The organism is Ruegeria sp. C5, from assembly GCF_056537605.1.
Window position 1 is genome coordinate 245,666 of sequence record NZ_JBQFRX010000003.1, and the last position, 26,689, is coordinate 272,354.

Sequence of the window (26,689 nt, forward strand, 5' to 3'; positions counted from 1 at the left end):
GGGGCCAGCATGGATATCTCGCGAGTTGCGGAACAGGGGCTTGTGCTTCTGGGATGCGGCAAGATGGGCTCAGCGATGCTTGCAGGCTGGTTGGAACATGGCCTTCCTGCCGCATCGGTCTGGGTGATCGATCCATTTCCCTCGGATTGGCTGAAGGCGCAGGGCGTCAACATCAACACTCCTCTCCCCGAGGCACCCGCAGTTGTACTCGTAGCGGTCAAACCACAGATGATGGGCGAAGCCCTGCCAGCCATTCAAGCGCTGGGCAATGGTGACAGTCTTTTCATATCGGTCGCAGCGGGTACATCGCTGGCCACTTTCGAGAACGTCATTGGGGCAGATACGCCGATCATCCGTGCGATGCCAAATACGCCTGCGGCGGTTCGGCAGGGGATCACGGCGCTGATTGGGAATGCCAACACCTCGGACGCGGATATCCTTCTGGCTGAAGACCTGCTTTCGGCCATTGGTGAGACGGTTCGATTGGATGATGAGACGCAGATGGATGCCGTCACCGGGGTCAGCGGTTCGGGCCCGGCCTATGTATTCCACCTAATCGAAACACTGGCGCAAGCTGGCGAAGCGCATGGTCTGCCACCGGAACTGGCGATGAAGTTGGCCAAATCAACCGTCGCCGGGGCAGGGGCGTTGGCGATGGCCGCTGACGAACACCCCTCGCAATTGCGAGTTAACGTCACCTCTCCCAACGGCACCACTCAGGCCGCACTGGAGGTGTTGATGCATGAAGAAGAGGGTTTCCCAGACCTGCTACATCGTGCCGTCAAAGCTGCAACCGACCGATCTAAGGAGTTGTCTCGTGAGTGAGATTTCATTCGACGAATTTCTCAAAGTCGACATTCGTGTAGGTGAGGTGATACGCGCCGAGCCGTACCCGGAGGCCCGCAAGCCCGCGATCAAGCTGTGGGTCGATTTTGGCGATGAGATCGGTGAGCGCAAAACTTCAGCCCAGATCACCGCGCACTACGATCCGGCGACGCTGGTGGGCAAGCAGGTGATGGCCGTGGTCAACTTTCCCCCGCGCCAAATCGGTAAATTCATGTCCGAGGTTTTGGTGTTGGGTCTTCCCGACGAAAACGGTGAGATCGTGTTGATAGGCCCCGATGGCGCTGTGCCCATCGGTGGAAGAATGCATTGATGAAACTGCTGATTGCCCGACCGATGACTTCGGCTGTGCAAGTGCGCGCCCGTGCCGAATTCGATGTGGAATTCCGCAGTGAAACCACGCCTATGACGCATGAAGAAATGTTGCGGGCGCTGACTGAGTTTGACGTTGTGGTCCCAACGTTGGGCGATCAGTTTTCGGCAGAGATCTTTGCTCAGGTGCCAGAGCCTCGCTGTAAACTGCTGGCAAATTTCGGAGTTGGTTACAATCATATCGACGTGGGCGCCGCACATGCTGCCGGAGTCGCGGTTACCAACACGCCGGGTGCCGTCACCGATGCCACCGCCGATATTGCCATGACTCTGTTGCTGACGACGGCCCGCCGTTCAGGTGAGGGGGAAAGGTTGGTCAGGTCAGGCCAGTGGCAGGGGTGGCATCCTACACAGATGCTGGGCCACCACGTGACCGGCAAAAAGGTGGGCATCGTTGGAATGGGCCGCATAGGACAGGCTATTGCCCGGAGGTGTCATTTCGGATTCGACATGACCGTTGCCTATCAATCACGCAATCCAAAGCAGCTGGACCTCCAAGCAGAGTATATTCCGGATCTCAGTGCATTAGCTGCGGCAGTGGATTTTCTTGTCATAGCCGTCCCCGGAGGAGCTGAAACACGACACTTGGTCAACGCGCAGATTTTGGCCTCGATGAAGCCCTCGGGCATTGTAATAAACATTGCGCGCGGTGAAGTTGTGGACGAAGCCGCCTTAATCCAAGCGCTTCATGCGGGTCGGATTGCCGGCGCTGGGCTGGATGTCTACGAGTTTGAGCCCAAGGTGCCGCAGGCCCTGTGTGACATGGAAAATGTGACTCTGCTGCCCCACCTCGGCACCGCGACCGAAGAGGTGCGCACCGATATGGGTCACATGGCATTGGACAACGTCGCGGCGTTCGTGGCCGGGCGAGCGCTGCCCAACCCGGTTTAGGAACCCACCGCCTCGCGCCAGTGTTTGCGGCAGAGCGAGACATAAGTCTCGTTCCCGCCAATCTGTACCTGCGCCCCTTCGGTGATGGTGTTTCCGTTTTCATCCTGACGAATCACCATCGTCGCCTTGCGCCCGCATTCGCAGATGGTGCGTACTTCGCGCATCTCATCGGCCAGAGCCAACAATGCTGCCGACCCGGGGAATAGTTTACCCTGAAAATCCACCCGCAACCCGTAGGTCAACACTGGGACCTTCAGATCATCTACGGCGCGCGCAAGTTGCCAGACCTGCTCTTCCGAAAGAAACTGGGCTTCATCAATGAATACGCAGGCGATGCTCCCTTGTGTCAGGCGGTTTTCGATCATGGCAAACACATTGTCGTCGGGACGAAACATGTCCGCTCGTTCCGAGATTCCGATTCTTGATGCGATCCGCCCCTCACCGGCGCGTCCGTCAATGGCGGCTGTCATCAGGTAGGTATCCATGCCGCGTTCGCGATAGTTATGCGAGGCCTGCAGCAACACGGTCGATTTGCCCGCGTTCATAGTCGAATAGTTGAAATAGAGCTTTGCCATGCCGTGGGTCTAATTCGCATGTGCTGCCTGGGCAAGCCGTCTCATGGGGGTAAATCGACGCCACCATCGCTACAGCTGAGGTTGAGCAAATGCTCTTGGGGATGGATTACCTCGCCTTCGCGACAGTGGCGTCGTCGGCCTACAAGTGGCCTATACAATGCAAGGCTAAAATCCTGCCCCGCATACACTCTTTACCGGCTCGAACGGCCGCCACTCACTCACAAAATCCCTGCATATCTGAGGGATAGTCAATTATTGCCATTTCAATTATGAATCGAATATGGGAAATTTCCCTACCCTTTCCCCCAGCATGGACAGGCAGAGGGGGCAGGGCGCAGGTAACAAGGGTAGCAAAATGGCAGATATCGGGGCCTATCTGAAAAAGCATACCGAAGCATTGGTTAAGGATGTCGGAATCGAAGCAGCGTGCGAGATCACCGGGAAATCCAAAGCCACGCTTGGCAGGTACTATTCAGACAACGCAGAACATTCTGACCGGTTCATGCCGGTGGATGCTGTTGCCCGGTTGGAAAACGCGGCTGCCTATCCGCACGTGACTGCGGCATTGGCGGATTTGAAGAATATCACGCTTTCTTACGATGGACGAAACTCGGACAGCCCACGTACGGGCGGGGTAAATTCCGATGTCATTGCGCTGAGCCAACGTTTTGCCATGCTGATGACGGAATACCAGTCGGCGATAGAAGATGGCATCATCACGGTGAACGAGGCGAAGCGGCTGCTGAAAGAAACCAGTATGCTGCAACAGGTTCTGATCGAAATGAAGCTGCATCTGGAAGAGGAAAGCGTCAGTTAAGGTGTCATGTCCCTGTACTGAATTGTTGTGAATGCGCAAAATAAAGGCGGCCCATGTGCCGCCTTTTTGTTTGTCTGCCGGGCAGATTAATATTCAGCGTTCATCATTGTTGGCGTTCTTGCCGCGCCCGGGGCTTGCCCCCTCTGGTCCGTTGCCGCCACCGTTATTGCCTTTGGCACCGCCTTTGCCTGGCTTGTCACCACCGTCGTGGCCACCTTTACCACCGCCTTTGCCTGGCTTGTCACCACCGCCGTGACCGCCTTTACCACCGCCTTTGCCGGGCTTGTCACCACCGCCGTGACCGCCTTTGCCGCCGCCTTTGCCGGGTTTGTCACCACCGCCGTGACCGCCTTTGCCGCCGCCTTTGCCGGGTTTGTCACCTCCGCCGTGGCTACCTTTGCCACCGCCCTTACCGCCGCCATCGCCAGGACTGCTTCCACCATCACCCGGATCACCGTTGCCGCCGGAACTCCCGTCGCTGTTGCCTGAGCTACCGCCGCCGTTGCCCGAGCTTCCGTTTTCACTCGAGCCAACGGAATTGGAGGATGGATCTCTGCTGCGCTCTTCACCGGCATTGGTGTTGGAAATCGACGCAGTGGGCAGATCGCTCAACAACTGAGTCAGACCGGGGCATTGCGCCGAAGTGTTCTGCAGGATCGAAGCAAAATCAGATCGTTTTTGCAGATGTGATACAAACCCTCGCGTGACCTGCGAACAGCCGCAGAGCGTGTCAAAATCGCCTTCATTGGCGGCAACACGCGCGGTGTTGACTGTACAGGTTTGCGGTTCTGCGATTGCCGCGCCGGTCGCCATGACCCCAATGAAAGGTGCGGCGACCAAGGCGGCCAGTCCAACGCGAGTATTATTTCCCATAACAGCGGGCTCCCATAACTACATCACTCGGATGCACAGGGCATCCGGGTTTCGATGTATCGGTCAGAGATGAAGGAGCGGTTGAGCCCGTCTGAATAATTCTTGAGAAAGCGGTTTGGTCTTGCAGCGATTCCAGCAGCGCAGTTAAGGCGCGCGCTTATTGATGCCGTTTGACGATCACGGAACCCACCGAATACCCGGCTCCGAACGAGCAAATCAGGCCCACATCGCCCGCATCCAGATCATCGGAATGCTTTGAGAAGGCGATAATCGACCCGGCGGATGAGGTATTGGCGTAGTCTTGCAGAATGTTGGGTTGCTCACCCGGTTCTGGCTCACGCCGCAGAACCTTCTTACCGATGAAGTCGTTCATCGTCTTGTTGGCCTGATGCAGCCAGAGGCGTTTTAGATCATCACTACTGATGCCCTCTGTCTCCATGTGGTCGCTGATATGTTTGCTGACCATGGGCAGGACCTCTTTGAACACCTTGCGACCATTCTGCATGAACTGCATGTCGCGGCGATCCACCAGCCCATCGGGGCGCGAACGGCGGAGGAAGCCGTTGTTGTTGCGGATATTGTTGGAAAAAGCAGTTGCGCACCGGGTCGATACTATCTCGAAATGTGGGCCTTGGGCGTCTTCGATCCGCTCGATCAGAGTAGCGGTCGCGACATCGCCAAATATGAAATGGCAATCCCGGTCGCGCCACTCAAGATGACCCGAGCAGATCTCGGGGTTGACGACCAGCGCCGCTCGGACCGAGCCCGAGCGCACCATATCCGCCGCCGCCTGAATGCCGAATGTGGCCGAGGAACAGGCCACGTTCATGTCAAACCCGAATCCGCTGATCCCCAATGCCTGCTGAATCTCGATGGCAATTGCAGGATAGGCACGTTCATGGTTCGAAGCGGCGCAGATCACCAAATCGACATCCTCGGCGCTGCGCCCCGCTTGTGCTAGCGCCTTAAGGCACGCATCCACCGCCATCTCGGTCATGATCCCAGGCTCGTCGTCGCTACGCTGGCGCAGCGCGGGATGCATGATCTCGGGGTTCAAAACACCGGTCTTGTCCATCACATACCGGTTTTCGATGCCTGATGCCTTCAGGATGAACTCTTCCGAGGAATGCTGCATCGGTTCCATGTCGCCCGCTGCAATCGCATCCGCGTTTTCGACGTTCATCCGGTCGGCATAGGCATTGAACGCTTCCACCAGTTCGGCGTTGGTTATGATGTTTTCTGGTGTATAGACACCGGTCCCGGTGATGGCAGGAGTGTACATGGCTGGCCCTGAGTTCATGATCTGCACAAAATGCAGTCCCTATTCGTATTGATCAAGATGTGTTGACCCAAGGGAATGCATCGCCCCTCGCTTCATAACTTGAATAGTTCAAAATTCGAAGTATATTTCGCCGCGACTCGCACGGAAAAGATTCATGTCAGACGATATCAGCATGCGGTTAGGACGCCTCAGCCCTGAGATTCAGGCGATGATGGGGGTCTACGCGCTTTATTGGAAACTGGAAGAGAGCTTTGACAGCATCGAAACAGACCTGAGCCATCAGGAATGCCACATGCTAATCAAGCTCGATGTGCCCAAACGTATGGGAGTGCTGGCCGCAGATATGTTGACAGTGCCGTCAACGATTACGGCGACCGCCGATGCACTTGAACTGGCGGGGCACCTGACCCGACAGCGTGATCCCGAAGACCGTCGCGCCTGGCTTTTGGTGCTGACCGAACAGGGCGAAGAGGCCCGCAATATGCTGGTGGCCGTGGCGGGTGAGCTTTTCCACAGCGCATCGGGTCTGAACACCGAAGAAACCGCCGAGTTCGCACGGCTGGCTCACAAAATCCGTGACAACATTCTGAAAACCGGAATTCCCGAGGGATTGACGAAATGAAACTCCTGACCTCTGTTTGCCTCGCACTGTCCTTGTTGACTGCGCCTGCCATGGCGCAAGAGCCCGCTAAGCCTGTGAAACTGATGCAGGTCAGCGAAACTTCACCCGGCTTTTCGCGCCAGTTCTTTGGGCGGATCGCCGCGCGCCAGACCGTTGATCTGGCGTTTCAGGTCGCGGGGCAGATCGTCGAGATGCCTGTGACCGAAGGTTTTGTGATCCCCAAGGGTGAACTGATTGCCCGTCTCGATCAGGAACCGTTCGAACTGCAGCGCGACCGGACGCGCTTGCAAAAAGATCAGGCGGATCGAACACTCGCCCGCCTGTCGCGTCTGCGTGGAACCGCAGCCAGCCAGGTTGCCGTCGATGATGCCGAAACAGCTGCGCAATTGGCTGCGATTGCTGTTCGAGATGCAGAATATGAACTGGAGCATGCGACGCTGACCGCTCCGTTCGACGCGCTGGTTTCAAGCCGTGCAGTTGAGGCGTTTACAACTGTTTCTGCGGGTACTCCGATCGTGCGGATTCACGATATGTCTGAACTGCGTATCGAGGTGGATGTGCCCGAAATCCTATTTCAGCGGTCCGGACAGCAGGACGACATCACGATTACTGCCAAGTTCCCTGTCAGCGACGAGATCTTTCCGCTGGAAATAAGGGAATTCGATGCTGAATCTTCAAGCGTGGGCCAGACCTTTCGCATCCAGTTCGGTTTGACACCGCCCGAGGGATTGCAGATTCTTCCCGGTTCATCCGTGACCGTCACCGTGCAGGTGCAGGATGAACGCACCGGGATCATCATCCCGCCAACGGCTGTAGTTGCTGATGCCAGCGGCGCGCTGGGCGTTCTGGTCTTCTCGCCGGCTGGCGCCAACGAAGGCACCGTCCGCCGGGTTCCCGTGACTGTAGAACCTACGCAGAGCGGCGATGTCCGCGTGCTGACCGGCCTGACCGATGGCGAAGAAATCGTCGTCGCGGGTGGGGGTGCATTGACCGATGGTCAAACCGTCCGCCGCTTTGTCGGCTTTTCAAACTGAGGGCAGTTTCATGAGCATCGCACGCGCTTCGATCGACCGGCCTCTCTATACGTGGCTGTTCATCCTGATTGCCCTGTTCGGCGGCATTTGGGGTTTCACGTCGCTAGGTCGCCTTGAAGACCCGGCCTTCACCATCAAACAGGCGGTGATCGCCACGCAATACCCCGGTGCGACTGCCGAACAGGTGGCGCTGGAGGTGTCAGAACCGTTGGAATCTGCCATTCAGCAGATGGGCGAGGTGGATGTCATCACCTCGGTCAACCAGCCGGGACAGTCGCTGATCGAGGTTGAGATTAAATCCACCTATGACGGCAGTGAGTTGCCCGACATCTGGACCCGTCTGCGCGCCAAGGTGCGCGATGCAGCACGCGGTCTGCCTTCGGGCGTGGGTGCGCCTTATGTGAATGACGGGTTCGGGGATGTGTTCGGCCTGTTCTATGCCGTTACGGCAGAAGGGTTTTCTGACGCCGAGAAGCACGAACTGGCGACCTTCCTTCGCCGCGAATTGCTGACGGTAAGCGGTGTTGCAGATGTCGAGGTTCAGGGCTTGCCGGATGAGGCGATCTTTATTGAGCCGGACCTGTCGATCTCGGTCAATCAGAACGTTCCGCTGCAGGCGATCAACGAAGCTATCGCAAACGCAGACTCGGTCAACGCTTCGGGTTCGCTGAGATCCAATAGTGACCGCACCACGATCTTGACGGCCGAGGGCTCGGACAGCGTGTCGGCGATCGCCGGCCTGTCGGTTGGATCGCAGGGGCAGGTGATCAATCTGTTTGATATGTCAGATGTCTATCGCGGGCGGCAGAATGATCCCGATATCATGATCCGATTCAACGGCGCTGAAGCTTTCACGCTGGGTATCGCTGGGCTGGCCACTGAAAACATCGTCGAAGTCGGGCAGCGTGCAGATGCCAAACTGGCCGAACTGGATTCCGAAATCCCCTTTGGTGTCGAAATCCTGCCCATCTATCAGCAGCATGTTGTTGTCGATGAGGCCTCGAACGCCTTCCTGCTGAACCTCGCCATGTCAGTCAGCATCGTTGTTGCGGTTCTGGGCATTTTCATGGGCTGGCGCGCCGCAATTGTCGTTGGGTCCACCTTGTTACTGACCGTTGTGGGTACTTTGCTCTTCATGTCGATGTTCTCGATCGAGATGGAACGGATCTCGCTGGGCGCTCTGATCATCGCCATGGGGATGCTGGTCGACAACGCCATCGTGGTGGCCGAAGGAATGCAGATTTCGATGTTGCGGGGAAAATCCTCGCGCGATGCTGCGGAAGAGGTTGCGTCAAAAACGCAGATCCCACTTCTGGGCGCGACGGTGATCGGGATCATGGCTTTTGCCGGGATCGGGCTCAGTCCTGACGCGACCGGGGAGTTCCTGTTCTCGTTATTTGCCGTGATCGGCATTTCACTACTGCTGAGCTGGGTTCTGGCCATCACGGTGACACCTTTGCTTGGGCACTATTTCTTCAAGCAGGGCAAAGAGGGTGAGGTGGATGCCTATGGCGGCACCCTGTTCCGCGTCTACGGTGCAATCCTGAACTGGGCGCTTCGGTTCCGATGGCTGGTAGTGGCCGGGTTGATCGGGGTCACAGTCGTCTGTTTTGCGGGCTTTGGACTGATGAAACAGCAATTCTTCCCAAACTCGAACACGCCGTTGTTCTTCGTGCACTACAAGCTGCCACAAGGCACGCCGATCGCCCGCACGGCGGAAGATATGGCCGTATTCGAGGACTGGCTGGCCGAACGTGATGACGTCGTCTCGGTTGCCACATTCGTCGGGCAGGGTGCCACGCGGTTCATGTTGACCTACGCTGCCGAGAAGCCAAACCCAAGCTATGGACATATGATCATCCGCACCGAGGCTTTGGACGACATTCCTGCCTTGCAAGCCGATCTTGAGGAATTCGGTTCAGCCCAGTTCCCCGAAGGCGAGTTCCGAACCAAACGCCTGATTTTTGGTCCCGGTGGCGGCGATCCAATCCAGGCTCGGTTCTCGGGTAGTGATCCGGTTGTTCTGCGTCAACTGGCCGAAGAAGCGGTACAGCGCATGTCAGCCGCATCTCCGAATGCGCTGCATGTGCATCACGACTGGCGTGAGCAGGAATTGGCCGTGCAGCCGATCTATGCCACGGAGCGCGCCCAAACAGCAGGCGTATCGCGCGAAGACATTGCAGCTACGTTGCAGTTTTCGACCGATGGCATCACGGGCGGCGTTTTGCGCGAGCGCGACCGCCAGATCCCGATCATCTTGCGCCGCCCGGCGGATGGAGACTATTCGATCGTCGATCAGGTAGTTTACTCCGATCAGTCGGAACGTTTCGTTCCAATCGAGCAGATGGTGGATGGCTTCGACTACAAGGCGCTCAATACGTTGGTTCACCGCCGTGACCGGGTGTTGACCATCACGGTTGGAGCGGACATCCCCCCTGACATGACCGCCGCGCAGGTCCACTCCGAAGTACGCAGTGCCATTGAAGCGATGGAACTGCCGATCGGCTATCGTATGGAATGGGGGGGCGAGTTCGAGGATTCAGGCGACGCGCAGGCCAGCCTTGGGCGGCAGTTGCCACTGAGCTTGCTGATTATGGTGTTGATTTCCGTATTGCTGTTCAATGCAATCCGGCAACCGGTCATTATCTGGCTACTGGTCCCGATGTCCGTAAATGGCGTAGTTATCGGTCTGCTTGGAACAGGCCTGCCCTTCACCTTCACAGCGCTATTGGGGCTGTTAAGTCTGTCAGGGATGCTGATCAAGAACGGCATCGTACTGGTCGAAGAAATCGATCTGGTCCGCGCTACTGGTAAAGCCCTGCGTCCTGCGATTGTTGAAGCCTCTGTCTCGCGTCTGCGCCCGGTAATGTTGGCGGCGATCACGACGATTCTGGGGATGGCACCGCTTCTGACGGATGCGTTCTTTGTGTCCATGGCAGTCACGATCATGGGCGGTCTGGCCTTTGCCACGATCCTGACCATGGTTGCCGCACCTGTCTTCTACATGTTGTTTTTCAACCGTGAAGAAAAGCGACGTCTGGCTGCTGGTTGATCATCCGCCCGAATCCTCCTTTGGATCATAATGGTAATAAAAACAGGATAGCTTGTTGCCATCGGGGTCGCGCAGATAGGCCACATAGAATCCGGGCTCGTAATGGGGGCGGACACCAGGTTTGCCTTCATCTGCACCGCCGTTTTTCAAACCCGTGGCATGGAAACGCCGGACCTGATCGGCACTTCTGGCGGGAAAGGCGATCATCGTGCCATTGCCGGTACTGGCGGTGGCTCCGTCAAAAGGTTTGCAGATCCAAAACCCGGTGCCGCTGTCGGGGTCGGAACCCCATCCGGCCCAGCCATCAATCCAACCGGGCAGGCGCGGCTGGCCAAGAACCGCGAAGATCGCATCATAAAAGCGGATAGCCCGAGGCAGGTCGTTGCTTCCGTATGTGGTGTAGAGGTCCATGAGCACTCCTTCCCCGCCCATCATGTGGGCGATGGGCAATGAGGGGAAGAAAAAAGACCCCGGCCGAGGCCGGGGTCCATTCATTCATACCGTTGCCGGGGCTTAGCCCTGCAGCGATTTCACCTCAACATCGCCTTCGGCCTGCGCCTTGATCGCCAGCGCGGCGGCATAGCTTGCTGCGGCTGTGGTGTAATAGGGGATCTTGTCATACAGCGCGATCGACCGGATTGATCGGCTGTCTTCCACCGCCTGTGCGCCTTCGGTCGAGTTCATGACCAGCTGCACGCCGCCGTCCTTCATCAGGTCGGTCACATCCGGGCGGCCTTCGTACACTTTGTTGACCACGCCGCACGGCACACTTTCTTCAGTCAGCCAGGCTTGTGTGCCGCGGGTCGCAACAAGCTCAAAGCCTTGCTCAACCAGAACACGCGCTGCTTCGAGCATATCCGGCCCTTTGTCAGCATCCTTGATCGAGATAAACGCACGACCTGCGCTGGGCAGCACCATACCGGCCCCCATTTGTGCTTTCAGGAAAGCGCGCGGGAAGTCGCGATCCCAGCCCATGACCTCTCCGGTCGAACGCATTTCAGGGCCCAGGATGGTGTCAACGCCGGGGAAGCGGGCGAAAGGCAAAACGGCTTCTTTTACCGAGAACCACGGCATGTCGGGGTCGGCCAGCGTCATCTGGTCAGCGATTTTGGTGTCATCGACAGTTTTGTAAGGGGGGCGTTTCGGGAAATTCGCCAGTTTCTCACCGGCCATTACACGCGCAGCGATAGAGGCAATGGCGCTGTCAGTGGCTTTAGCCACAAAAGGCACGGTGCGGCTGGCACGAGGGTTGACCTCAATCAGGTAAATCTCGTCATCCTTGATGGCGAACTGCACGTTCATCAGGCCGACGACATTCAGCGCCTTGGCCAGCTTGAACGCCTGATCCTTAATCTGTTCGATGATCTCTTTCGACAGCGAATAAGGCGGCAGCGAACAGGCCGAGTCGCCCGAGTGCACGCCGGCCTCTTCGATGTGCTGCATGATGCCTGCAACATGCACGTCGTTACCGTCGCACAGCGCGTCCACGTCCAGTTCGACCGCACCGGCCAGATAGCTGTCCAGAAGAACCGGGCTGTCGCCGGATACCACTACGGCCTCATTGATGTAGCGGCGTAGCTGATCCATATCGCGCACGATTTCCATCGCGCGGCCGCCCAGAACATAGGAGGGGCGGATGACCAGCGGGAAGCCGATATCTTCGGCAATCTCCAGCGCCTTTTCGTCGGTCGAGGCGATGCCGTTCTTGGGCTGCTTCAGGCCCAGTTCATTGACCAGCGCCTGGAAACGCTCACGATCTTCGGCGAGGTCGATCGCGTCGGGCGTGGTACCGAGGATCGGGATACCTTCAGCCTCCAACGCATTGGCCAGTTTCAGCGGGGTCTGCCCGCCAAACTGAACGATCACTCCATGCAGCGTGCCGGCTTCCTGTTCCTTCGTAAGGATTTCCATGACGTGTTCGAAGGTCAGCGGCTCGAAATACAAACGGTCCGAGGTGTCATAGTCCGTTGAGACCGTCTCGGGGTTGCAGTTGACCATGATGGTCTCATATCCGGCTTCGGTCAGCGCGAAACAGGCGTGGCAGCAGCAGTAATCGAACTCGATGCCCTGGCCGATCCGGTTCGGACCACCACCAAGGATGACGACCTTTTTGCGGTCGCTTGGACGTGCCTCGCATTCGACCTCACCCATCATCGGGGCTTCGTAGGTCGAGTACATATAGGGGGTCTGCGCCTCGAACTCAGCCGCACAGGTGTCGATGCGTTTGAAGACGGCGTTCACACCCAGATTGCGGCGGGCGCGGCGGACGTTGTCTTCGTCACGGCCGGTGAGATTGCCCAGACGCGCGTCGGTGAATCCAAGCATTTTCAGTTTGCGGATACCGTCCTCGGTAACCGGCAGACCATCTTTGCGCACCTGACGCTCGGCCTCGATGATCTCGCGAATGCGGGCCAGGAACCACGGGTCGAACTTGGTGACGCCGAAAATCTCATCGTCGGTCAGGCCGTGACGCATGGCCTGCGCGATTGTGCGCAGACGATCGGGGGTCTGCTGGCTGATCGCCTTGATCACGGCGGCCTTGTCGTCGGCTTCTTCCCAGACTCCGACGTTCAGACCGGGGATTTCGATCTCATCAAAGCCTGTCAGACCCGACTCCATCGAGGCCAGAGCCTTTTGCATCGATTCGTGAATGGTGCGGCCGATGGACATGGCCTCACCCACCGACTTCATCGCGGTGGTCAGGTAGGGTTCGGAACCGGGGAATTTCTCAAAGGCAAATTTCGGGATCTTGGTGACAACATAGTCGATGGTCGGCTCGAACGAGGCCGGGGTGACCTTGGTGATGTCATTGTCTAGCTCGTCCAGCGTGTACCCAACGGCCAGTTTTGCGGCGATCTTGGCAATCGGGAAACCGGTCGCCTTCGAGGCCAGCGCAGAAGAGCGGGACACACGCGGGTTCATCTCGATCACGACCATACGACCATCAACCGGGTTGATCGCCCACTGCACATTTGACCCGCCGGTTTCCACGCCGATCTCGCGTAGCACCGCAATCGAGTGATTGCGCATGATCTGGTATTCTTTGTCGGTCAGCGTCAGGGCAGGGGCCACGGTGATCGAGTCACCGGTATGCACGCCCATCGGGTCGACGTTTTCGATGGAACACACGATGATGGCGTTGTCAGCGGTGTCGCGCACCACCTCCATCTCGTATTCTTTCCACCCCAGAAGACTTTCATCGATCAGGATCTGACCGACGGGGGACGCATCCATACCCGAGCGGCAAATATGGATATAATCCTCGCGGTTATATGCGACACCGCCGCCGGTGCCGCCCAGCGTAAAGGCGGGGCGGATGATGGCGGGCAGACCAACTGTTTCGAGGGTTTCAAGCGCCAGTGCCACACCGGCGTCGAGATCTTTCTTGCCGTTCTCATCCTTGGGGGCCGTCACGATCTCGGCTTTGGGGTTTTCGATGCCCAACCTATCCATCGCCTCGCGGAACAGGGCGCGGTCTTCGGCCATTTCGATCGCGTCTCGCTTGGCGCCGATCATCTCGACGTTGAACTTATCCAGCACGCCCATCTCTTCCAGCGCCAGCGAGGTGTTCAGGCCGGTCTGTCCGCCCATAGTGGGCAGTAGGGCATCGGGGCGTTCTTTTTCGATGATCTTGGCGACAACTTCGGGCGTGATCGGCTCGATATAGGTCGCATCGGCTAGCCCCGGGTCGGTCATGATCGTTGCAGGGTTCGAGTTCACCAGAATGACCCGATAGCCTTCCTCGCGCAGCGCCTTACACGCCTGAGCGCCGGAATAGTCGAACTCGCAGGCCTGACCGATAACAATGGGGCCTGCCCCGATGATCATGATCGACTGGATGTCGGTTCTTCTCGGCATGGCTTGGCCCCTTCAATTGTCCGCGAGTCAGGGCACCGCCCCAGCGCCCAAATTGTCCTGCGTTATAGGGACCGCGCGAAAAGGTGCAAGAGGTATCGGAAACGGGTTTGAAATTGCCGCTTTCCCCTCTTTCCCTTGGCGCGCTATTCTCTATACCGCGCAGCACGGCAAATGAGGATGCAATTGCGTATTCGTTTCGATCAAGGACCAGCTGGGCGCGGAACCCGGTTTGAGCGTCCGTCCCGGATTATCCGTGCGGATAACGCGGCGGAGGTGCCCCAGGCTCTGGCGGCGCTGGATCAGGCGCGCGCGGATGGGGCCTGGCTGGCAGGGTACGCAAGTTATGAACTGGGCTACGTGCTGGAACCACGTCTGGCAGACCGGCTGCCAGAAGGACGACGCCTGCCACTACTGTGTTTCGGTGTGTTTGACGCACCGGATCGCGTTGGACTGCCAAAGGCGTCGGGCAGTGTCACTGCGTTTCAGCCCCGCTGGGACGAGGCGCGATATACGCAGGCCTTTCGTACAGTGCATGAGGCGATTGGTGCGGGTGACATTTATCAGGCAAATCTGACCTTCCCAATTGATCTCGATGTAACCGGAGACAGCGTCGCGCTTTATGCGGCGCTTGCGGCTGGTCAACCCGTCGGCCACGGCGCCTTGGTTGAGCAGGAGGGGCTGCCTGATCTGCTGAGCCGCTCGCCCGAACTGTTTTTCCGAACCGACGCCGAGGGCCGGATCGAAACGCGCCCGATGAAGGGAACTCAACCGCGCAGCGAGGACCCAGTCGAAGACGAGCGTCGACGCGCTTTCCTGTCTTCGGATGAAAAGAACCGGGCCGAAAATCTGATGATCGTCGATCTGCTGCGCAACGATATTAGCCGGGTCGCGCTGGCCGGATCGGTGAAAGTACCCGAGCTGTTCAAGGTTGAGACCTATGCGACTGTCCATCAGATGGTCTCGCTTGTGCAGGCGCAGTTACACCTTGGCGTAGGCCTTTCTGATATTCTGACCGCCTTGTTCCCGTGTGGATCAATCACCGGAGCGCCAAAGATTCGCGCGATGGAGATCCTGTCCGAACTGGAACCTTGGCCTCGCGATGTTTACTGCGGAACCATCGGTTGGGCGGCCCCGGACGGTCGGTCGGAATTCAACGTGGCCATCCGGACCCTCATGGTTGAAGGCGGCAAGGCGACCCTTAACGTAGGCGGCGGGCTGGTCTGGGACAGCACCGCGCCATCGGAATATGAGGAGGCGCTATGGAAAGCCCGCTTCGCCCACCAACTGAGCCTGATTTCCGTCTGATCGAAACTTTGGCCTACAGGCCGGGGCAGGGGTTCGTCAGGCTTGATCGTCATTTGGCCCGCATGGCGCACACAGCACAGAAGTTCGGCATTGATTTTGACCGAACCGCCGCTTGGACGATTTTGGATGCGAGTTTGGGTGAGATTGCATTGCGCTGCCGTTTGACCTTGGACGCGGATGGCAAATTTGAACTGACGTCCGGAGAATTGACTGCCAATCCGCCCGTCTGGCGTGTGGATTTGGCCAAACAGAGACTATCATCATCGGATATCTGGCTGGGTTACAAAACTACCCGACGGGCCGTCTATGACATGGCGCGGGCAGGCTTGCCGCTAAGAGTTGATGAGCTTTTGTTTTTGAACGAACGGGATGAGCTTTGCGAGGGCACTATCACGAACCTGTTCCTGACCATGCCCGACGGCAGACGACTTACGCCCTCACTGCGATGCGGATTGCTTCCCGGGGTTTTGCGCGAGGAATTGTTGGATAATAAAGAAGTTACCGAATCCGTTCTGACCTTGACCGATCTAAAAAACGCGCAATCTATCCACTGTGGAAATTCCCTTCGGGGGCTGATCCGTGCGGAGCTTGTGGCACCTTGAGCAAAAATACCGAATGGGTGGAGACCCCTGTTACCAACTCACGCCTCAGGATTGAGTTTGTGCTCTTCTTTGTGGCGGTTCCCATAGCCATCGCGACATTGTTCCCGCCAAACTGGATGTTCCCCTCGCTTTTTGCGTTTACCGGACTGGGCATACTGCTGCTGCAGGATACGCCCGGTTTTTCCTGGGCAGAGCTTCGGTATGGCTGGCGAAACTGGTCGTGGACCGAAGTCTTTGCATTTACCCTGTTCATGGCTGCCTTCTGTTCCGCCCTGGTGCTGTGGGCGCGACCGGATGCAGCCTTTGTTTTGCTGCTGCATCGGCCAGAGATGTTGATATTCATCTGTATCGGCTACCCGTTGTTATCCGCTCTGCCACAAGAGCTGCTTTTCCGCTCTCTCTTTTTCCGACGCTATCACGCGATCCTACCTGAAGGGCGGGTCGCATACCTTTTGAACGCTGGCCTGTTTTCGCTTGCGCACCTCATGTACTGGAGCTGGGTCGTTGCCATCATGACTTTCGTCGGAGGCCTCCTGTTCACTTGGGCCTACCGCAAGCGCGGATCATTCTTTTATGCAGTTCTTCTGCACGCAATTGCCGGTAATATTATCTTTGCGGCAGGGCTGGGCGTCTATTTCTACTCGGGCAACGTGCAAAGGCCGTTTTGACGGCGCGACCCGCCTTGACTTTCCAAGCCTGACGGGGTGTATCGGCGCGACGAATTCTGCGCCCGAAGGGATATGATCCATGCACGCCTATCGCAGCCACACCTGCGCCGCTCTGACCGCCGCCAATGTCGGTGAAACCGTCCGCCTGTCCGGTTGGGTGCATCGTGTCCGAGATCACGGCGGCGTACTGTTCATCGACCTGCGCGACCATTTCGGTGTGACCCAGGTTTTGTGCGACGGCGATAGTGCGGCATTTGCTGAACTGGAAAAGGTACGGTCCGAGTGGTGCATCCGCATCGACGGCACTGTCAAAGCCCGCGACGCTGATCTCATTAACCCGAAATTGCCGACAGGCGAGATCGAGGTTTATGTGCGTGAGCTGGAGGTTCTTGGTGCTGCCGACGAATTGCCGTTGATGGTGTTCGGCGATCAGGAATACCCCGAGGAAACACGTCTGCGCTATCGCTACCTCGACCTAAGACGCGAGGCGATGCAGCAAAACATGACCCTTCGCTCGGACGTTGTCGCATCTATGCGCCGCCGGATGTGGGATCAGGGATTCCGTGAATATCAGACACCGATCATTACCGCATCGTCGCCCGAAGGCGCACGCGACTTTCTGGTCCCCTCGCGACTACATCCGGGCAAGTTCTACGCCCTACCGCAGGCCCCGCAGCAATTCAAACAGCTGATCATGGTGTCGGGCTTCGACAAGTATTTCCAGATTGCACCCTGCTTCCGCGATGAAGACCCGCGTGCAGACCGATCGCCCACCGATTTCTATCAACTCGATCTAGAGATGTCGTTTGTCGAGCAGCAGGATGTGTTCGACACCATCCAGCCCGTGCTGACTGGTGTGTTCGAAGAGTTCGGGGGCGGGCGCAAGGTCGATCAGGAGTGGCCGCAGATTTCCTACAAGGACTCAGCCCTGTGGTACGGCACCGACAAGCCTGACCTGCGGAACCCCATTAAGATGCAAGTGGTCTCTGACCACTTCCGCGGTTCTGGCTTCGCGATTTTCGCGAAACTGTTGGAGCAGGAAGGCACCGAAATCCGCGCTATCCCAGCGCCGAGCGGTGGCAGCCGCAAATTCTGTGACCGTATGAACGCATTTGCCCAGAAAGAAGGTCTGCCCGGTATGGGTTACATTTTCTGGCGTGATCAGGGCGAGGGTATGGAGGCCGCAGGTCCACTGGCCAAGAACATCGGCCCCGAACGCACCGAGGCGATCCGTCAGCAATTGGGTCTGGGCGTCGGTGATGCCGCGTTCTTCCTGGGTGGTAAGCCAAAAGCCTTCGAAAAGGTCGCTGGTAAAGCGCGTGATGTGATCGGCGAAGAACTTGGCCTCACCGAGAAAGACCGCTTTGCCTTTGCCTGGATCGTCGATTTCCCGATCTACGAGCAGGACGAAGAAACCGGTGCGATTGATTTCGAACACAACCCCTTCTCGATGCCGCAGGGGGGAATGGAGGCGCTGCAGGGCAATCCTCTGGACGTACGCGGGTATCAGTATGACCTGGCCTGCAACGGCTACGAGCTGGTGTCAGGTGCGATCCGGAATCATAAGCCTGAGATTATGTTGAAGGCCTTTGAACTGGCAGGGTACGGCGAAGACGAAGTCAAATCCCGCTTTGGCGCCTTGTTTAACGCCTTCCACTACGGCGCCCCGCCGCACGGCGGCTGTGCCGCAGGTATCGACCGGATCGTGATGCTATTGGCGGATGAGGCTAATATCCGCGAAGTCATGATGTTCCCGATGAACCAGCGCGCTGAAGACCTGATGATGGACGCGCCATCCGATCCGACCTCGGATCAGTTGATGGAACTGGGTCTCAGGATCATCCCGCAAGACTAAATCTAGCCGCCCGCCCTGAGCGGGCGGTTTACGTTTGGGGCAGTGCAAAACAATCGGTGTATTCGCCGCGCCACGCAAATCTGAGTTGCGTGGTGGGCTTAAAACAAGCTCAGCTCAATCCAGTGGATTTGCGGCATCCCGACGATTGCGGATGCTCTTGGCCGTCTCTCGTGTCAGGCGATAGACCCAGATGCAAAGAATCGATGCGGTAATAAAGTAAGCGGTCAGCATCTCAGATCGCCTCTTGCCGTTCGAGCCGATTCTGAACCAGACCCGCAATCCGTGCAGCCTGGGCGGTGACCGGTGTCCCCTGCGCACGAGATTGGGCGAGGTCCCGGGCTGCTTCGGCAAGCACAGTATCTTCGGCGTCTCGCGCAACGCTTTGCAGGAATTGTTCCGCATAATCCAATGCGCGCTGATCAGTGGGGCCGGTAAGCACGTCGGCGATATGGGCCATGTCGTCCCGATAAGCCAGCGGATCGGGCTGAACGATATTATCCCTGACGAAATCCAGACCTACTGGGCGGCGATCTTCGGGCAGAAGTTCAAGTATCGAGGTCTGGAAATAAGCGACCGAGGTCAGGGGTTTGGCCAGAAACCCATCTGCACCTGCGCGTCTGGCGATAACCTGCATGCTGTCATCGCCAGACAGCCCGAGAATGACACCGATGCGGGGTACAGCATGGGTCATTTCGGCTATCAGGTCAGCGCCGGACCCGTCTGGAAGACCCATATCGACGATCAGGACCGAGGGACGATAGATTTGCAGATGGCGCCGCGCTGATTTCAGACAATCCGCACGACGGATACGCGCACCGCTATGCAAGCACATCAATCGTATTGCATCGCATGCATAGCGGCTGTCTTCGACCACAAGGATTGTTTGGCCCAGCAGCGGTCGCATCTTGGTGGCCAGCGCTGGAGAGGCGAAAGGTCCCGAATCGTCCATGGCAGAACTCCTGTTTAGCAGATGCCTCACGCTAGGAACTTCTGGCTAATACAGGGTTAACGACGATTTGGCGCACTTGTCCTTTGGGTATACTGCCCCCATAACCGCTGCAACGCAGAAGGAAGGAGAGTCCCATGATTGGTCGCCTTAACCACGTAGCCATTGCTGTTCCCGACCTGGAGGCCGCATCGGCCCAGTATCGCAATGCGCTTGGCGCCAAAGTCGGCGCTCCACAGGATGAGCCGGATCATGGGGTCACCGTGGTCTTTATTGAACTACCCAACACCAAGATCGAATTGCTGTATCCGCTGGGTGAGAACAGCCCGATCAACGGGTTTCTGGAAAAGAACCCATCAGGCGGCATCCACCATGTCTGCTATGAGGTCGAGGATATCATCGCGGCCCGCGATCATCTGAAAGAGACCGGTGCGCGCGTTCTGGGATCGGGTGAACCCAAGATCGGAGCGCATGGCAAACCGGTGTTGTTCCTGCACCCGAAGGATTTCAACGGATGCCTCGTTGAGCTGGAGCAGGTCTGAAGTCGATGACCATTACCGCCGCTCTGGTTCTTTTCGCTGTAATTTGGTTTCTGACCTTGCTGATTGTTCTGCCTGTGCGCATCAAAACGCAGGGGGATCTGGGGGATATTGTTCCGGGCACTCATGCAGGTGCGCCGGAAGTCCATCACATGAAGAAGAAGCTGTGGATTACCACCGGGATATCGGTCGTGCTGTGGGCGATCATTGCAGGCATCATTATCTCCGGCGTAATCAGCGTGCGCGATTTCGATTGGCTGAACCAACTGGAACCGCGCGAGTAGCTCAGGTTTGGCTACCCGACAGACCGTGATAAATGTGCGTGAAGGTCGCCGCTCCTAGGATCGGGATCAACAGGTTGACCAATGGCACAGAGAGCGGGACCGCCATAAGAATACCGGCGACCCAAATGGTTGTCGCGTGCTTTGCGCGCAGCTTTCGCGCCCCCTCGCGCCCCAGTCGGCGCATCGCAGCCAGGGTGAAATATTCTCTCCCCAGAAGAAACCCGTTCATACCCCAAAAGATAAACAACGCGAATGGCGTGAAGAGTGCATAGAGGATCAATGCCAACAGGTTGGCAACGATCAGTACACCCAGAAAACTGAGCGTATCCCTTAGCGCATCGCCAAAGGGGATGCGCTGAGCCGGCGGCAGACCGGGGTAATGCTTATCCTCAACCGCCTGTGCGACCTCATCCAGAAACATCGAGGTGATGGCTGACGCAACGGGGACCATCAGAAACACCGACAGCACCATCATCAGCAGGAATGATGACACGCTGAGCAGGTCGTTCAGCCATGTCACCTCACCCAGTATTGGCAAGGTGGCCTGATCGCCGACCAGCGCGTTGATCAGCCACAAAAAGCCGGCATAGGCAGCCACCAACAACGCGAATGTCAGGCCAACACCCAACAGAAGTACCTTGCGGAATCTTGGGTCGCCGATCTGTCCCAGCGCCTGTAGAAACGACTGGATGATGATCATTCGGAAACCCATTGGGTTAGTGCCGCCACATTGGGGCGCGGTCGTTCGGGCGGGGTCGTACCTTCGGTTGCGATATGGATAAAGCCTGCAATCTTCTCGTTTTCGGCCAAGCCAAGCCCCTGTTCGCAAAACTCGCGATCATGCGATTGCCAGCCGGACAACCAATTGGCCCCCCAACCTGCGGCCAGCGCTGCGTTCAGCAGAGCCAGACATACCGCACCCGCTGAATAGGTCTGTTCAATTGCCGGTATCTTGTCAGAAGGTTTCTGCACCTCAATAACAGCAACCGCCAAATGGCCCATTTCGAATTGGCTGCGCGCCTTGGCGATATCTTCGGGCGATTTTCCCAAGGCGAGACCACAAGTTTCTGTAAGATCTGCAAGGCGTTGCATGGCCCCATGCTCGACAACAACAAAACGCCAGGGTTCCAGCTTTCCATGGTCCGGGCTGCGCGCTGCAGCAGTCAGCAGCGGCCTCAGCTCTTCCCGGGTCGGGGCCGGGGATACTAGCGTTTTGGCCGGACGAGACCGGCGCGCGTGCAGAAAATCCAGCGCAGCTTGGTTCTTCAGGGTCATATGTTAACTTCCTTCACATGGCAGTCTGTATGTCGGAGGCATACTGTTCTCTTTCAAGGGCAAACTGCTCATCAAAAGGCGACAAATTCAATCTGAATTGCTGCTTGTGATCAGACGCAAGATCCAAAAGGAACCACTAGTCTTTGGTGCTCTCGGACTCACGTATCTGATAAACGCCCTCGGGCAAATCCAGCGCAGCGGCCAGATCGCGTACCTGCTCTGGTGACAGGGTAATCTTCTGAATCTGATCGGTCCGCGGGTCCAACTGCTCGAGCGTGACGCATTCAGCGAAGTTGTTGATGACGACATCCTCTTGCAAAGGCTTTGCGCCTTCGTCCACCAGCGTAATCACCGTCGAGTCGAATTCGTGTTCAATTGAAAACATATGTGCAGAGTGCAGGGCATAAGATCGCAATGCAACCCGTTGCAAGCTGTAATCGGCTGTGGCCCGGCCTTAAATGCCGCGCTATGCTTGTCTGCCGACAGAGTGACCGAAAGGAATGTGAATGCGCCGTCTTGCCCTGTTGCTGGTGATGCTGTTGGCGGCTTGCGATATGTCGCCTGTTATCGCGATCCCGGCCGATCAATGGCAGCCATCGTCATCAGAACAAAAGGACAGGGCGCGCGTATTCGAGCAGGTCAGCCGGGCTGTCGGAACGACCGCAAGCCGGGAATGCCGCCGCCAATCGAGGACTGCCAATTGTGATTTTGTGATTTTGGTTGATCTCTCGTCAAAGGCCCCAGCGAATGCGTTTCAGACCTTGGACAAGGATGGGCGACCGCTAGTCGTTTTTACACAGCCGATGATCGATGCAACGCAGAACGCGGACGAGATGGCCTTTGTCATGAGCCATGAGGCCGCCCACCATATTTTGGGTCACATCGCCCGGCAGGCGCAGAACGCCAAAGAGAGCGCGCGGATATTCGGTGAACTCGCGCGCAATCAGGGCGCGGACGATGCAGGGATTGAGCGCGCACAGGCGCTGGGTGCTGAGGTCGGGGTGCAGAACTACACGCGTGAGTTCGAATTGGAAGCGGATCGTCTGGGGACACAGATCACTTACGCGGCGGGGTATAACCCGCTGGCCGGGATGGCTTTCTTCCAACGCATTCCTGATCCGGGTGATCGTTTCCTTGCCACGCACCCTCCCAATGCCCAGCGGGTCGAAGTTGTGTTGCAAACGGCGCGGGAACTGGGATTACGATAATGGTCAACTTAACCCGATTGGGTGTCGTTCTCAGTGATCGCGGGTCGAAATATGCTGTGACCGGCGCGGGGGTCACCAGTCGTGCTGATGTCGATGCGGTACTGGCGGAACTGAAATCCGACAAGGCATATGCGAAGGCAACTCACAACACTTGGGCGGCCATCTTGCCAAACGGTGCGCTCAAGGCTGATGACGGAGAGTCTGGCGCGGCAATGGTCATTTTGCGGATGATGGAGCGGGCCGAGCTGACGGATCACGTAATCATCGTGACACGCTGGTACGGTGGCAAGAAGCTGGGCGGGGACCGCTTTCGCCGCGTGCAGGACGCCACGCGGGCCTATCTGGACCAGCTGGCAACCGGGCATTGACCTGAGTCAAGGGCACTGTGCGGGGCATGCGTTACTCTTTCCATAGAGTGAATGGAAAAGGAAACCGCATGTCTGATCGTGAAACGCTGCGACGTCACGCCGACCTTGTAGATCGGATGGCCACGACGCTGGGCGTAGATTTGCAAGAAGTTGCCATCAAAGGGGCCTTACAGTTCGACGAAATCTCGGACGCGGTATTGCGGTGCACGGAATGCCCGAATCCGGGCCATTGCAAGGCGTTTCTGGCCAAGAACCTGACAGCGCCCGACACACCTGAATACTGCCGCAATCACGAGCTGCTGAACAGGCTCAAGCCGTAACGCCAAAGGGGGGTACCGTGCCACGACTTGGACGGATCATGACCCATCTTCGTCTTGTATTGCGAATGGCACAGGCGACGGGAACCGACCTTGCCACCGCACATCGCGACGGGCACCTGAGCCAACAGGAATGGGCAGATATGGTTCAGCTCTGCCGCGGGTGCGAATGGGCGCGGGCATGCCCAGACTGGTTGAACGAGAACGAAACGGCGGAAAGCGCGCCCTGCACCTGCCCAAACCGGCACAGGTTCGCCACCTTGAGGGTCAGCAAGCAAAGGTGATCAAATGGATCGAACATCTCTGGGCGAGATCGAAAAACACTTTTGGCTGACACGCTCGGTCGCGCGATCCTTAGGGATTTCTCTGACCGAAGCAATGGCCGAAGGGAAACTGACACCTGCCGACTACGCTCAGCTGGTGACCCGATGCCGGGGCGCAATATGCGACGAACGTTGTCAGATATGGCTTGCCGCACAACAAGGACTGGCTGGGGAAGCGCCTGATTTTTGTGCCAATGCTCAGGTTTTGAACGACTTGACCTGACCTTCAGAGCTTATTGTGCGTTCCGTCGCATAACGGCGGGTTGGCGCAATGCTTGCAGCCACAGAAGAAGACCTTCTTGCTGGCATCAGCAGTATATTTTACGGGTTCAAACGACGTATCTTTGTGCGAACCATCGCAAAACGGTTGCCGCTTGGATTTGCCACAGGCGCACCAGAAATAGGTTTTTCCTTCGGTCACTTCGACCGGATAGGGCGATTTCTGGGCGATGATCGGGGCGTCTGACATGTGGCTACTCCGTCTTTGGCTGATGTCGAAGTCAAAGTTTAGGGCTCTTTGTCAAAAAAGGTAGACTGCGAATGAAAACCCGCCTTCCAGCGTGGTTTCGCCTTTATTCACGAATGCGTTATCGATTCGGTTGCCATATGAAATTCTTGGTCCTATTCTGATACCGGCCCCGAAAAACTGGGCAATATCAGAAAAGTAATAGAGGATTGATGGACATGAAACTGAAATTTGCTGCTATCTGCGCCACGGCCGTTGTATTGACTGCGTGCTCGCAGCAAGAGGAACCGACCCCGGTTTACATCCAGCCCGACTATGACAAGTTTGGTACACCCAGTTGCTCGGCAGGCTATGAACTGGCCACAACCGAAGCAGGCCAGACCGTATGTAACCCGGTCACCCAATAAGTATTAAGCAGGCGGTTCTGATCGCAGGGCCGCCTGCACACCTTTAAAAAGAACACCGCCCTCGAGGCGGTTTTTTCTTGCCTTTCTGCTGTGGGTCGCGGACGTCTTCTTGCAGGACGACTGATCGGAAACCCCATGCGCAAATTCTTTGACCACCTAAAGGATCGTACCCGCTGGAGCTGGCAGGGCCTGGCTGCAACCTGGCGGCAAGAGTATTCGTTTCGTGGGTGGGTTTGGGCCAACCTGATTTCGGCTTTATTGGCGCTTGCACTCCCTCTAGGTACGGCAGAACGGGCGTTGATCCTTGCTTTGGGCATTCTGGTCTTGGTGGCCGAGTTATTTAATACGGCCATCGAGCGTGCCGTCGATCACACCTCGACCGAGCACCACGCGTTGGCGGGGCAAGCCAAGGATGCAGCAAGTGCAGCGGTGGCGTTGTCTGCAGTCGCTGCCGGAGTGGCGTGGATCGTGATTTTGATCGGCTTGTTCTAGGGACAGACGCCTTTCGTTACGCCGAGGGGTGCAAACGCCCCCACAAGTCGTATTCTCCGGCTTCATCTACCTCGACCGTGACGATATCCCCGGGTTTCAGGCCTTCGAAGCCTTCGTCGATAAACAAGTTGCCATCGATTTCTGGAGCATCGGCCTTAGTGCGGCAGGTCGCGGCCTCTTCATCCACCTCGTCTACGATGACATCGAGTTTTTGGCCAACCTTTGCTGCCAGCTTGGCCTCAGAAATGGCCTGAGCTTTCTCCATGAAACGCTCCCATCGCTCTTGCTTGACCTCGGCCGGGACGTGATCCGGCAGGTCGTTCGAGCGGGCGCCATCGACATTTTCGTACTGGAAACAGCCGACACGATCCAACTGCGCTTCGTCCATCCAGTCCAGGAGCGTCTGGAACTCTGCCTCGGTTTCTCCGGGGTAGCCGACGATAAAGGTTGATCGCAAAGTGATATCAGGACAAATAGCGCGCCAGTTGGCAATCTCGTCCAGAGTTTTTGCCCCGGCGGCAGGGCGGGCCATGCGTTTCAGAACATCGGGATGCGCATGTTGGAATGGAATGTCGAGATACGGCAGCACATTGCTACCCGAATCTGCCATCAGCGGAATCAAATCGCGCACATGGGGGTAGGGATAGACGTAATGAAGCCTGACCCACGCATCGAACTGGCCCAGTTCACGCGCCAGATCGGTGATATGGCTGCGCACCTCCCGATCTTTCCATGGGTTCACGTCATACTTACGATCCAGCCCATAGGCCGAGGTATCCTGTGAGATCACAAGCAGTTCGCGCACGCCGCTGTCGACCAGTTTCTCGGCCTCGCGCAGCACTGCATGGGCCGGGCGGCTTGCGAGTTTACCGCGCATGTCGGGGATGATGCAAAACTTGCACTTATGATTACAGCCCTCGGAAATCTTGAGATAGCTATAGTGGCGCGGGGTAAGTTTGACGCCCGAAGCGGGCAGCAGATCGACATAAGGGTTTGGGTCGGGTGGTACGGCTGCATGTACTGCGTCCAGCACCTGTTCGTACTGATGCGGTCCTGTAACCGCCAGAATGCGCGGATGGTGTTCCCGGATGTAGTCAGGCTCAGCCCCCAAACAGCCGGTCACAATGACCTTGCCGTTTTCAACCAATGCCTCGCCAATTGCGTCCAGCGACTCGGCCTTGGCGCTGTCCAGAAACCCGCAGGTATTCACAATAACGGCATCAGCACCCGTGTAGTCCGGCGAAATACCGTACCCCTCGGCCCGCAACCGGGTCAGGATACGTTCGCTGTCGACCAGCGCTTTTGGACAACCCAGCGACACCATTCCAAGGGTCGGTTGGCCACGGCGGGGCGTCTCGGCGATCCGGGCCTCTGGGGCTAGATCGGGGCGGAGGTTCGGTGGGTTCGTGCTCATG

31 protein-coding genes are annotated in these 26,689 nt (G+C 57.4%); 20 read left to right on the forward strand and 11 right to left on the reverse strand.

The features are described from left to right. The first annotated feature begins 9 nt into the window (after positions 1–9). The 3 genes from proC to ACR0AW_RS12775 are packed head-to-tail and all read left to right on the forward strand — an operon-like array spanning position 10 to position 2,106. Positions 10–825 carry a pyrroline-5-carboxylate reductase gene (gene proC / locus ACR0AW_RS12765; RefSeq protein ID WP_170512482.1) on the forward strand — a complete coding sequence of 272 codons (816 nt, stop codon included), beginning with the start codon at positions 10–12 and terminating at the stop codon, positions 823–825. Beyond that, a complete protein-coding gene (locus tag ACR0AW_RS12770) occupies positions 818–1,156 on the forward strand; it encodes a tRNA-binding protein (RefSeq protein ID WP_170392371.1) in 339 nt (112 codons plus the stop codon). The genes proC and ACR0AW_RS12770 overlap by 8 nt, the downstream gene beginning before the upstream one ends. Continuing rightward, positions 1,156–2,106 (forward strand): 2-hydroxyacid dehydrogenase, encoded by a 951-nt coding sequence (locus ACR0AW_RS12775; RefSeq protein ID WP_170732996.1) that lies wholly within the window; start codon positions 1,156–1,158, stop codon positions 2,104–2,106. Before ACR0AW_RS12770 ends, ACR0AW_RS12775 begins: the two co-directional genes overlap by 1 nt. On the opposite strand, the gene ACR0AW_RS12780 is transcribed toward ACR0AW_RS12775, so the two are convergent. Further along, a complete protein-coding gene (locus tag ACR0AW_RS12780; protein ID WP_170636058.1) occupies positions 2,103–2,681 on the reverse strand; it encodes a thymidine kinase in 579 nt (192 codons plus the stop codon). The two genes, ACR0AW_RS12775 and ACR0AW_RS12780, sit on opposite strands and share 4 nt — an antisense overlap. A gap of 355 nt (positions 2,682–3,036) precedes the next feature. Here ACR0AW_RS12780 and ACR0AW_RS12785 point away from each other — a divergent pair, with 355 nt between their 5' ends. After that, complete coding sequence (locus tag ACR0AW_RS12785; protein WP_170392365.1) at positions 3,037–3,498, forward strand: hypothetical protein; 462 nt, start codon at positions 3,037–3,039, stop codon at positions 3,496–3,498. Between the two features lie 93 nt (positions 3,499–3,591). Here the strand turns inward: ACR0AW_RS12785 and ACR0AW_RS12790 are convergent, their stop codons facing one another. Together ACR0AW_RS12790 and ACR0AW_RS12795 are read right to left on the reverse strand one after the other, a co-directional pair. Next, positions 3,592–4,371, reverse strand: coding sequence for a hypothetical protein (locus ACR0AW_RS12790; RefSeq protein WP_170732995.1), 780 nt, complete (start codon positions 4,369–4,371; stop codon positions 3,592–3,594). A 157-nt stretch (positions 4,372–4,528) separates the two neighbouring features. After that, a complete protein-coding gene (locus ACR0AW_RS12795; protein WP_170732994.1) occupies positions 4,529–5,653 on the reverse strand; it encodes a beta-ketoacyl-ACP synthase III in 1,125 nt (374 codons plus the stop codon). A gap of 154 nt (positions 5,654–5,807) precedes the next feature. Between ACR0AW_RS12795 and ACR0AW_RS12800 the strand changes: the two genes are divergently transcribed. From ACR0AW_RS12800 to ACR0AW_RS12810, 3 genes are read left to right on the forward strand one after another with little or no spacing between them, the layout of a single operon-like run. Next, positions 5,808–6,275, forward strand: a complete 468-nt coding sequence (locus ACR0AW_RS12800) for a MarR family winged helix-turn-helix transcriptional regulator (RefSeq protein ID WP_170420601.1) — start codon at positions 5,808–5,810, stop codon at positions 6,273–6,275. Further along, on the forward strand, positions 6,272–7,309 hold the full coding sequence (locus ACR0AW_RS12805; protein ID WP_170625206.1) for an efflux RND transporter periplasmic adaptor subunit: 1,038 nt from the start codon (positions 6,272–6,274) through the stop codon (positions 7,307–7,309). The genes ACR0AW_RS12800 and ACR0AW_RS12805 overlap by 4 nt, the downstream gene beginning before the upstream one ends. A gap of 10 nt (positions 7,310–7,319) precedes the next feature. After that, entirely contained in the window at positions 7,320–10,361 is a 3,042-nt protein-coding gene (locus ACR0AW_RS12810) for an efflux RND transporter permease subunit (protein WP_170625207.1), read from the forward strand. On the opposite strand, the gene ACR0AW_RS12815 is transcribed toward ACR0AW_RS12810, so the two are convergent. Continuing rightward, positions 10,362–10,772: a VOC family protein gene (locus ACR0AW_RS12815; RefSeq protein ID WP_170732993.1), complete on the reverse strand. Its 411-nt coding sequence runs from the start codon at positions 10,770–10,772 to the stop codon at positions 10,362–10,364. It abuts the gene before it with no gap. 102 nt (positions 10,773–10,874) lie between these two features. After that, complete coding sequence (gene carB / locus ACR0AW_RS12820) at positions 10,875–14,219, reverse strand: carbamoyl-phosphate synthase large subunit (RefSeq protein ID WP_170401770.1); 3,345 nt, start codon at positions 14,217–14,219, stop codon at positions 10,875–10,877. Between the two features lie 177 nt (positions 14,220–14,396). Between carB and ACR0AW_RS12825 the strand changes: the two genes are divergently transcribed. The 4 genes from ACR0AW_RS12825 (at position 14,397) to aspS (ending at position 18,649) form a co-directional block, all read left to right on the forward strand. Next, a complete protein-coding gene (locus tag ACR0AW_RS12825) occupies positions 14,397–15,524 on the forward strand; it encodes an aminodeoxychorismate synthase component I (protein ID WP_170401766.1) in 1,128 nt (375 codons plus the stop codon). Then, positions 15,479–16,126: an aminotransferase class IV family protein gene (locus tag ACR0AW_RS12830; RefSeq protein WP_170564077.1), complete on the forward strand. Its 648-nt coding sequence runs from the start codon at positions 15,479–15,481 to the stop codon at positions 16,124–16,126. Before ACR0AW_RS12825 ends, ACR0AW_RS12830 begins: the two co-directional genes overlap by 46 nt. Beyond that, positions 16,123–16,794 (forward strand): type II CAAX endopeptidase family protein, encoded by a 672-nt coding sequence (locus ACR0AW_RS12835; RefSeq protein ID WP_170732992.1) that lies wholly within the window; start codon positions 16,123–16,125, stop codon positions 16,792–16,794. Before ACR0AW_RS12830 ends, ACR0AW_RS12835 begins: the two co-directional genes overlap by 4 nt. A 79-nt stretch (positions 16,795–16,873) precedes the next feature. After that, complete coding sequence (gene aspS / locus ACR0AW_RS12840) at positions 16,874–18,649, forward strand: aspartate--tRNA ligase (RefSeq protein ID WP_170732991.1); 1,776 nt, start codon at positions 16,874–16,876, stop codon at positions 18,647–18,649. 232 nt (positions 18,650–18,881) lie between these two features. Here aspS and ACR0AW_RS12845 read toward each other — a convergent pair whose 3' ends face one another. Beyond that, positions 18,882–19,598, reverse strand: a complete 717-nt coding sequence (locus tag ACR0AW_RS12845; protein WP_170732990.1) for a response regulator — start codon at positions 19,596–19,598, stop codon at positions 18,882–18,884. 134 nt (positions 19,599–19,732) lie between these two features. On the opposite strand from ACR0AW_RS12845, the gene mce reads away from it, so the two are divergent. Further along, complete coding sequence (gene mce / locus ACR0AW_RS12850; protein WP_010441821.1) at positions 19,733–20,137, forward strand: methylmalonyl-CoA epimerase; 405 nt, start codon at positions 19,733–19,735, stop codon at positions 20,135–20,137. Between the two features lie 5 nt (positions 20,138–20,142). Next, a complete protein-coding gene (locus ACR0AW_RS12855) occupies positions 20,143–20,418 on the forward strand; it encodes a DUF1467 family protein (protein WP_170392343.1) in 276 nt (91 codons plus the stop codon). A gap of 1 nt (position 20,419) precedes the next feature. Here ACR0AW_RS12855 and ACR0AW_RS12860 read toward each other — a convergent pair whose 3' ends face one another. The 3 genes from ACR0AW_RS12860 to ACR0AW_RS12870 all read right to left on the reverse strand — a co-directional run bounded on the left by ACR0AW_RS12860 (position 20,420) and on the right by ACR0AW_RS12870 (position 22,078). Next, positions 20,420–21,118, reverse strand: coding sequence for an EI24 domain-containing protein (locus tag ACR0AW_RS12860; RefSeq protein WP_170732989.1), 699 nt, complete (start codon positions 21,116–21,118; stop codon positions 20,420–20,422). After that, entirely contained in the window at positions 21,115–21,693 is a 579-nt protein-coding gene (locus tag ACR0AW_RS12865) for a nitroreductase family protein (protein WP_170512462.1), read from the reverse strand. The genes ACR0AW_RS12860 and ACR0AW_RS12865 overlap by 4 nt, the downstream gene beginning before the upstream one ends. 136 nt (positions 21,694–21,829) lie before the next feature. Then, complete coding sequence (locus ACR0AW_RS12870) at positions 21,830–22,078, reverse strand: hypothetical protein (protein ID WP_170392337.1); 249 nt, start codon at positions 22,076–22,078, stop codon at positions 21,830–21,832. A gap of 121 nt (positions 22,079–22,199) precedes the next feature. Here ACR0AW_RS12870 and ACR0AW_RS12875 point away from each other — a divergent pair, with 121 nt between their 5' ends. From ACR0AW_RS12875 to ACR0AW_RS12895, 5 genes are all read left to right on the forward strand, one after another. After that, on the forward strand, positions 22,200–22,901 hold the full coding sequence (locus tag ACR0AW_RS12875) for a M48 family metallopeptidase (protein ID WP_170420619.1): 702 nt from the start codon (positions 22,200–22,202) through the stop codon (positions 22,899–22,901). Further along, entirely contained in the window at positions 22,901–23,269 is a 369-nt protein-coding gene (locus ACR0AW_RS12880) for a YigZ family protein (protein WP_170392333.1), read from the forward strand. The genes ACR0AW_RS12875 and ACR0AW_RS12880 overlap by 1 nt, the downstream gene beginning before the upstream one ends. A 68-nt stretch (positions 23,270–23,337) precedes the next feature. Further along, the gene (locus tag ACR0AW_RS12885) at positions 23,338–23,589 is read left to right on the forward strand and encodes a DUF6455 family protein (protein WP_170401746.1); all 252 of its coding nucleotides are present in this window, start codon (positions 23,338–23,340) and stop codon (positions 23,587–23,589) included. Between the two features lie 17 nt (positions 23,590–23,606). Beyond that, positions 23,607–23,870, forward strand: coding sequence for a DUF6455 family protein (locus tag ACR0AW_RS12890; RefSeq protein WP_480439149.1), 264 nt, complete (start codon positions 23,607–23,609; stop codon positions 23,868–23,870). A 4-nt stretch (positions 23,871–23,874) separates the two neighbouring features. Next, positions 23,875–24,132, forward strand: a complete 258-nt coding sequence (locus ACR0AW_RS12895; protein ID WP_170420627.1) for a DUF6455 family protein — start codon at positions 23,875–23,877, stop codon at positions 24,130–24,132. A gap of 3 nt (positions 24,133–24,135) precedes the next feature. Here the strand turns inward: ACR0AW_RS12895 and ACR0AW_RS12900 are convergent, their stop codons facing one another. Continuing rightward, a complete protein-coding gene (locus ACR0AW_RS12900; RefSeq protein WP_170401738.1) occupies positions 24,136–24,378 on the reverse strand; it encodes a CDGSH iron-sulfur domain-containing protein in 243 nt (80 codons plus the stop codon). Positions 24,379–24,593: 215 nt separating this feature from the next. On the opposite strand from ACR0AW_RS12900, the gene ACR0AW_RS12905 reads away from it, so the two are divergent. Beyond that, positions 24,594–24,782: a hypothetical protein gene (locus tag ACR0AW_RS12905; protein ID WP_255611743.1), complete on the forward strand. Its 189-nt coding sequence runs from the start codon at positions 24,594–24,596 to the stop codon at positions 24,780–24,782. Between the two features lie 135 nt (positions 24,783–24,917). Next, positions 24,918–25,274, forward strand: a complete 357-nt coding sequence (locus ACR0AW_RS12910; protein ID WP_170420629.1) for a diacylglycerol kinase — start codon at positions 24,918–24,920, stop codon at positions 25,272–25,274. Between the two features lie 16 nt (positions 25,275–25,290). Here ACR0AW_RS12910 and rimO read toward each other — a convergent pair whose 3' ends face one another. Beyond that, positions 25,291–26,688 carry a 30S ribosomal protein S12 methylthiotransferase RimO gene (gene rimO / locus ACR0AW_RS12915; protein WP_170732988.1) on the reverse strand — a complete coding sequence of 466 codons (1,398 nt, stop codon included), beginning with the start codon at positions 26,686–26,688 and terminating at the stop codon, positions 25,291–25,293. Position 26,689: the final 1 nt, after the last annotated feature.

Excerpts from the sequence above, each read along its gene's own strand:
- ACR0AW_RS12805 (WP_170625206.1), top strand. The coding sequence starts at position 6,272 with ATGAAACTCCTGACCTCTGTTTGCCTCGCACTGTCCTTGTTGACTGCG.
- ACR0AW_RS12885 (WP_170401746.1), top strand. The coding sequence starts at position 23,338 with ATGTCTGATCGTGAAACGCTGCGACGTCACGCCGACCTTGTAGATCGG.
- ACR0AW_RS12860 (WP_170732989.1), bottom strand. The coding sequence starts at position 21,118 with ATGATCATCATCCAGTCGTTTCTACAGGCGCTGGGACAGATCGGCGAC.
- ACR0AW_RS12775 (WP_170732996.1), top strand. The coding sequence starts at position 1,156 with ATGAAACTGCTGATTGCCCGACCGATGACTTCGGCTGTGCAAGTGCGC.
- ACR0AW_RS12845 (WP_170732990.1), bottom strand. The coding sequence starts at position 19,598 with ATGGACGATTCGGGACCTTTCGCCTCTCCAGCGCTGGCCACCAAGATG.
- ACR0AW_RS12865 (WP_170512462.1), bottom strand. The coding sequence starts at position 21,693 with ATGACCCTGAAGAACCAAGCTGCGCTGGATTTTCTGCACGCGCGCCGG.
- ACR0AW_RS12800 (WP_170420601.1), top strand. The coding sequence starts at position 5,808 with ATGTCAGACGATATCAGCATGCGGTTAGGACGCCTCAGCCCTGAGATT.
- ACR0AW_RS12880 (WP_170392333.1), top strand. The coding sequence starts at position 22,901 with ATGGTCAACTTAACCCGATTGGGTGTCGTTCTCAGTGATCGCGGGTCG.
- rimO (WP_170732988.1), bottom strand. The coding sequence starts at position 26,688 with ATGAGCACGAACCCACCGAACCTCCGCCCCGATCTAGCCCCAGAGGCC.
- ACR0AW_RS12795 (WP_170732994.1), bottom strand. The coding sequence starts at position 5,653 with ATGTACACTCCTGCCATCACCGGGACCGGTGTCTATACACCAGAAAAC.
- ACR0AW_RS12790 (WP_170732995.1), bottom strand. The coding sequence starts at position 4,371 with ATGGGAAATAATACTCGCGTTGGACTGGCCGCCTTGGTCGCCGCACCT.
- carB (WP_170401770.1), bottom strand. The coding sequence starts at position 14,219 with ATGCCGAGAAGAACCGACATCCAGTCGATCATGATCATCGGGGCAGGC.
- ACR0AW_RS12810 (WP_170625207.1), top strand. The coding sequence starts at position 7,320 with ATGAGCATCGCACGCGCTTCGATCGACCGGCCTCTCTATACGTGGCTG.
- ACR0AW_RS12900 (WP_170401738.1), bottom strand. The coding sequence starts at position 24,378 with ATGTCAGACGCCCCGATCATCGCCCAGAAATCGCCCTATCCGGTCGAA.
- ACR0AW_RS12855 (WP_170392343.1), top strand. The coding sequence starts at position 20,143 with ATGACCATTACCGCCGCTCTGGTTCTTTTCGCTGTAATTTGGTTTCTG.
- ACR0AW_RS12905 (WP_255611743.1), top strand. The coding sequence starts at position 24,594 with ATGAAACTGAAATTTGCTGCTATCTGCGCCACGGCCGTTGTATTGACT.
- aspS (WP_170732991.1), top strand. The coding sequence starts at position 16,874 with ATGCACGCCTATCGCAGCCACACCTGCGCCGCTCTGACCGCCGCCAAT.
- ACR0AW_RS12780 (WP_170636058.1), bottom strand. The coding sequence starts at position 2,681 with ATGGCAAAGCTCTATTTCAACTATTCGACTATGAACGCGGGCAAATCG.
- ACR0AW_RS12785 (WP_170392365.1), top strand. The coding sequence starts at position 3,037 with ATGGCAGATATCGGGGCCTATCTGAAAAAGCATACCGAAGCATTGGTT.
- ACR0AW_RS12830 (WP_170564077.1), top strand. The coding sequence starts at position 15,479 with ATGGAAAGCCCGCTTCGCCCACCAACTGAGCCTGATTTCCGTCTGATC.
- ACR0AW_RS12910 (WP_170420629.1), top strand. The coding sequence starts at position 24,918 with ATGCGCAAATTCTTTGACCACCTAAAGGATCGTACCCGCTGGAGCTGG.
- ACR0AW_RS12875 (WP_170420619.1), top strand. The coding sequence starts at position 22,200 with ATGCGCCGTCTTGCCCTGTTGCTGGTGATGCTGTTGGCGGCTTGCGAT.
- ACR0AW_RS12815 (WP_170732993.1), bottom strand. The coding sequence starts at position 10,772 with ATGGACCTCTACACCACATACGGAAGCAACGACCTGCCTCGGGCTATC.
- ACR0AW_RS12825 (WP_170401766.1), top strand. The coding sequence starts at position 14,397 with ATGCAATTGCGTATTCGTTTCGATCAAGGACCAGCTGGGCGCGGAACC.
- ACR0AW_RS12895 (WP_170420627.1), top strand. The coding sequence starts at position 23,875 with ATGGATCGAACATCTCTGGGCGAGATCGAAAAACACTTTTGGCTGACA.
- ACR0AW_RS12870 (WP_170392337.1), bottom strand. The coding sequence starts at position 22,078 with ATGTTTTCAATTGAACACGAATTCGACTCGACGGTGATTACGCTGGTG.
- mce (WP_010441821.1), top strand. The coding sequence starts at position 19,733 with ATGATTGGTCGCCTTAACCACGTAGCCATTGCTGTTCCCGACCTGGAG.
- proC (WP_170512482.1), top strand. The coding sequence starts at position 10 with ATGGATATCTCGCGAGTTGCGGAACAGGGGCTTGTGCTTCTGGGATGC.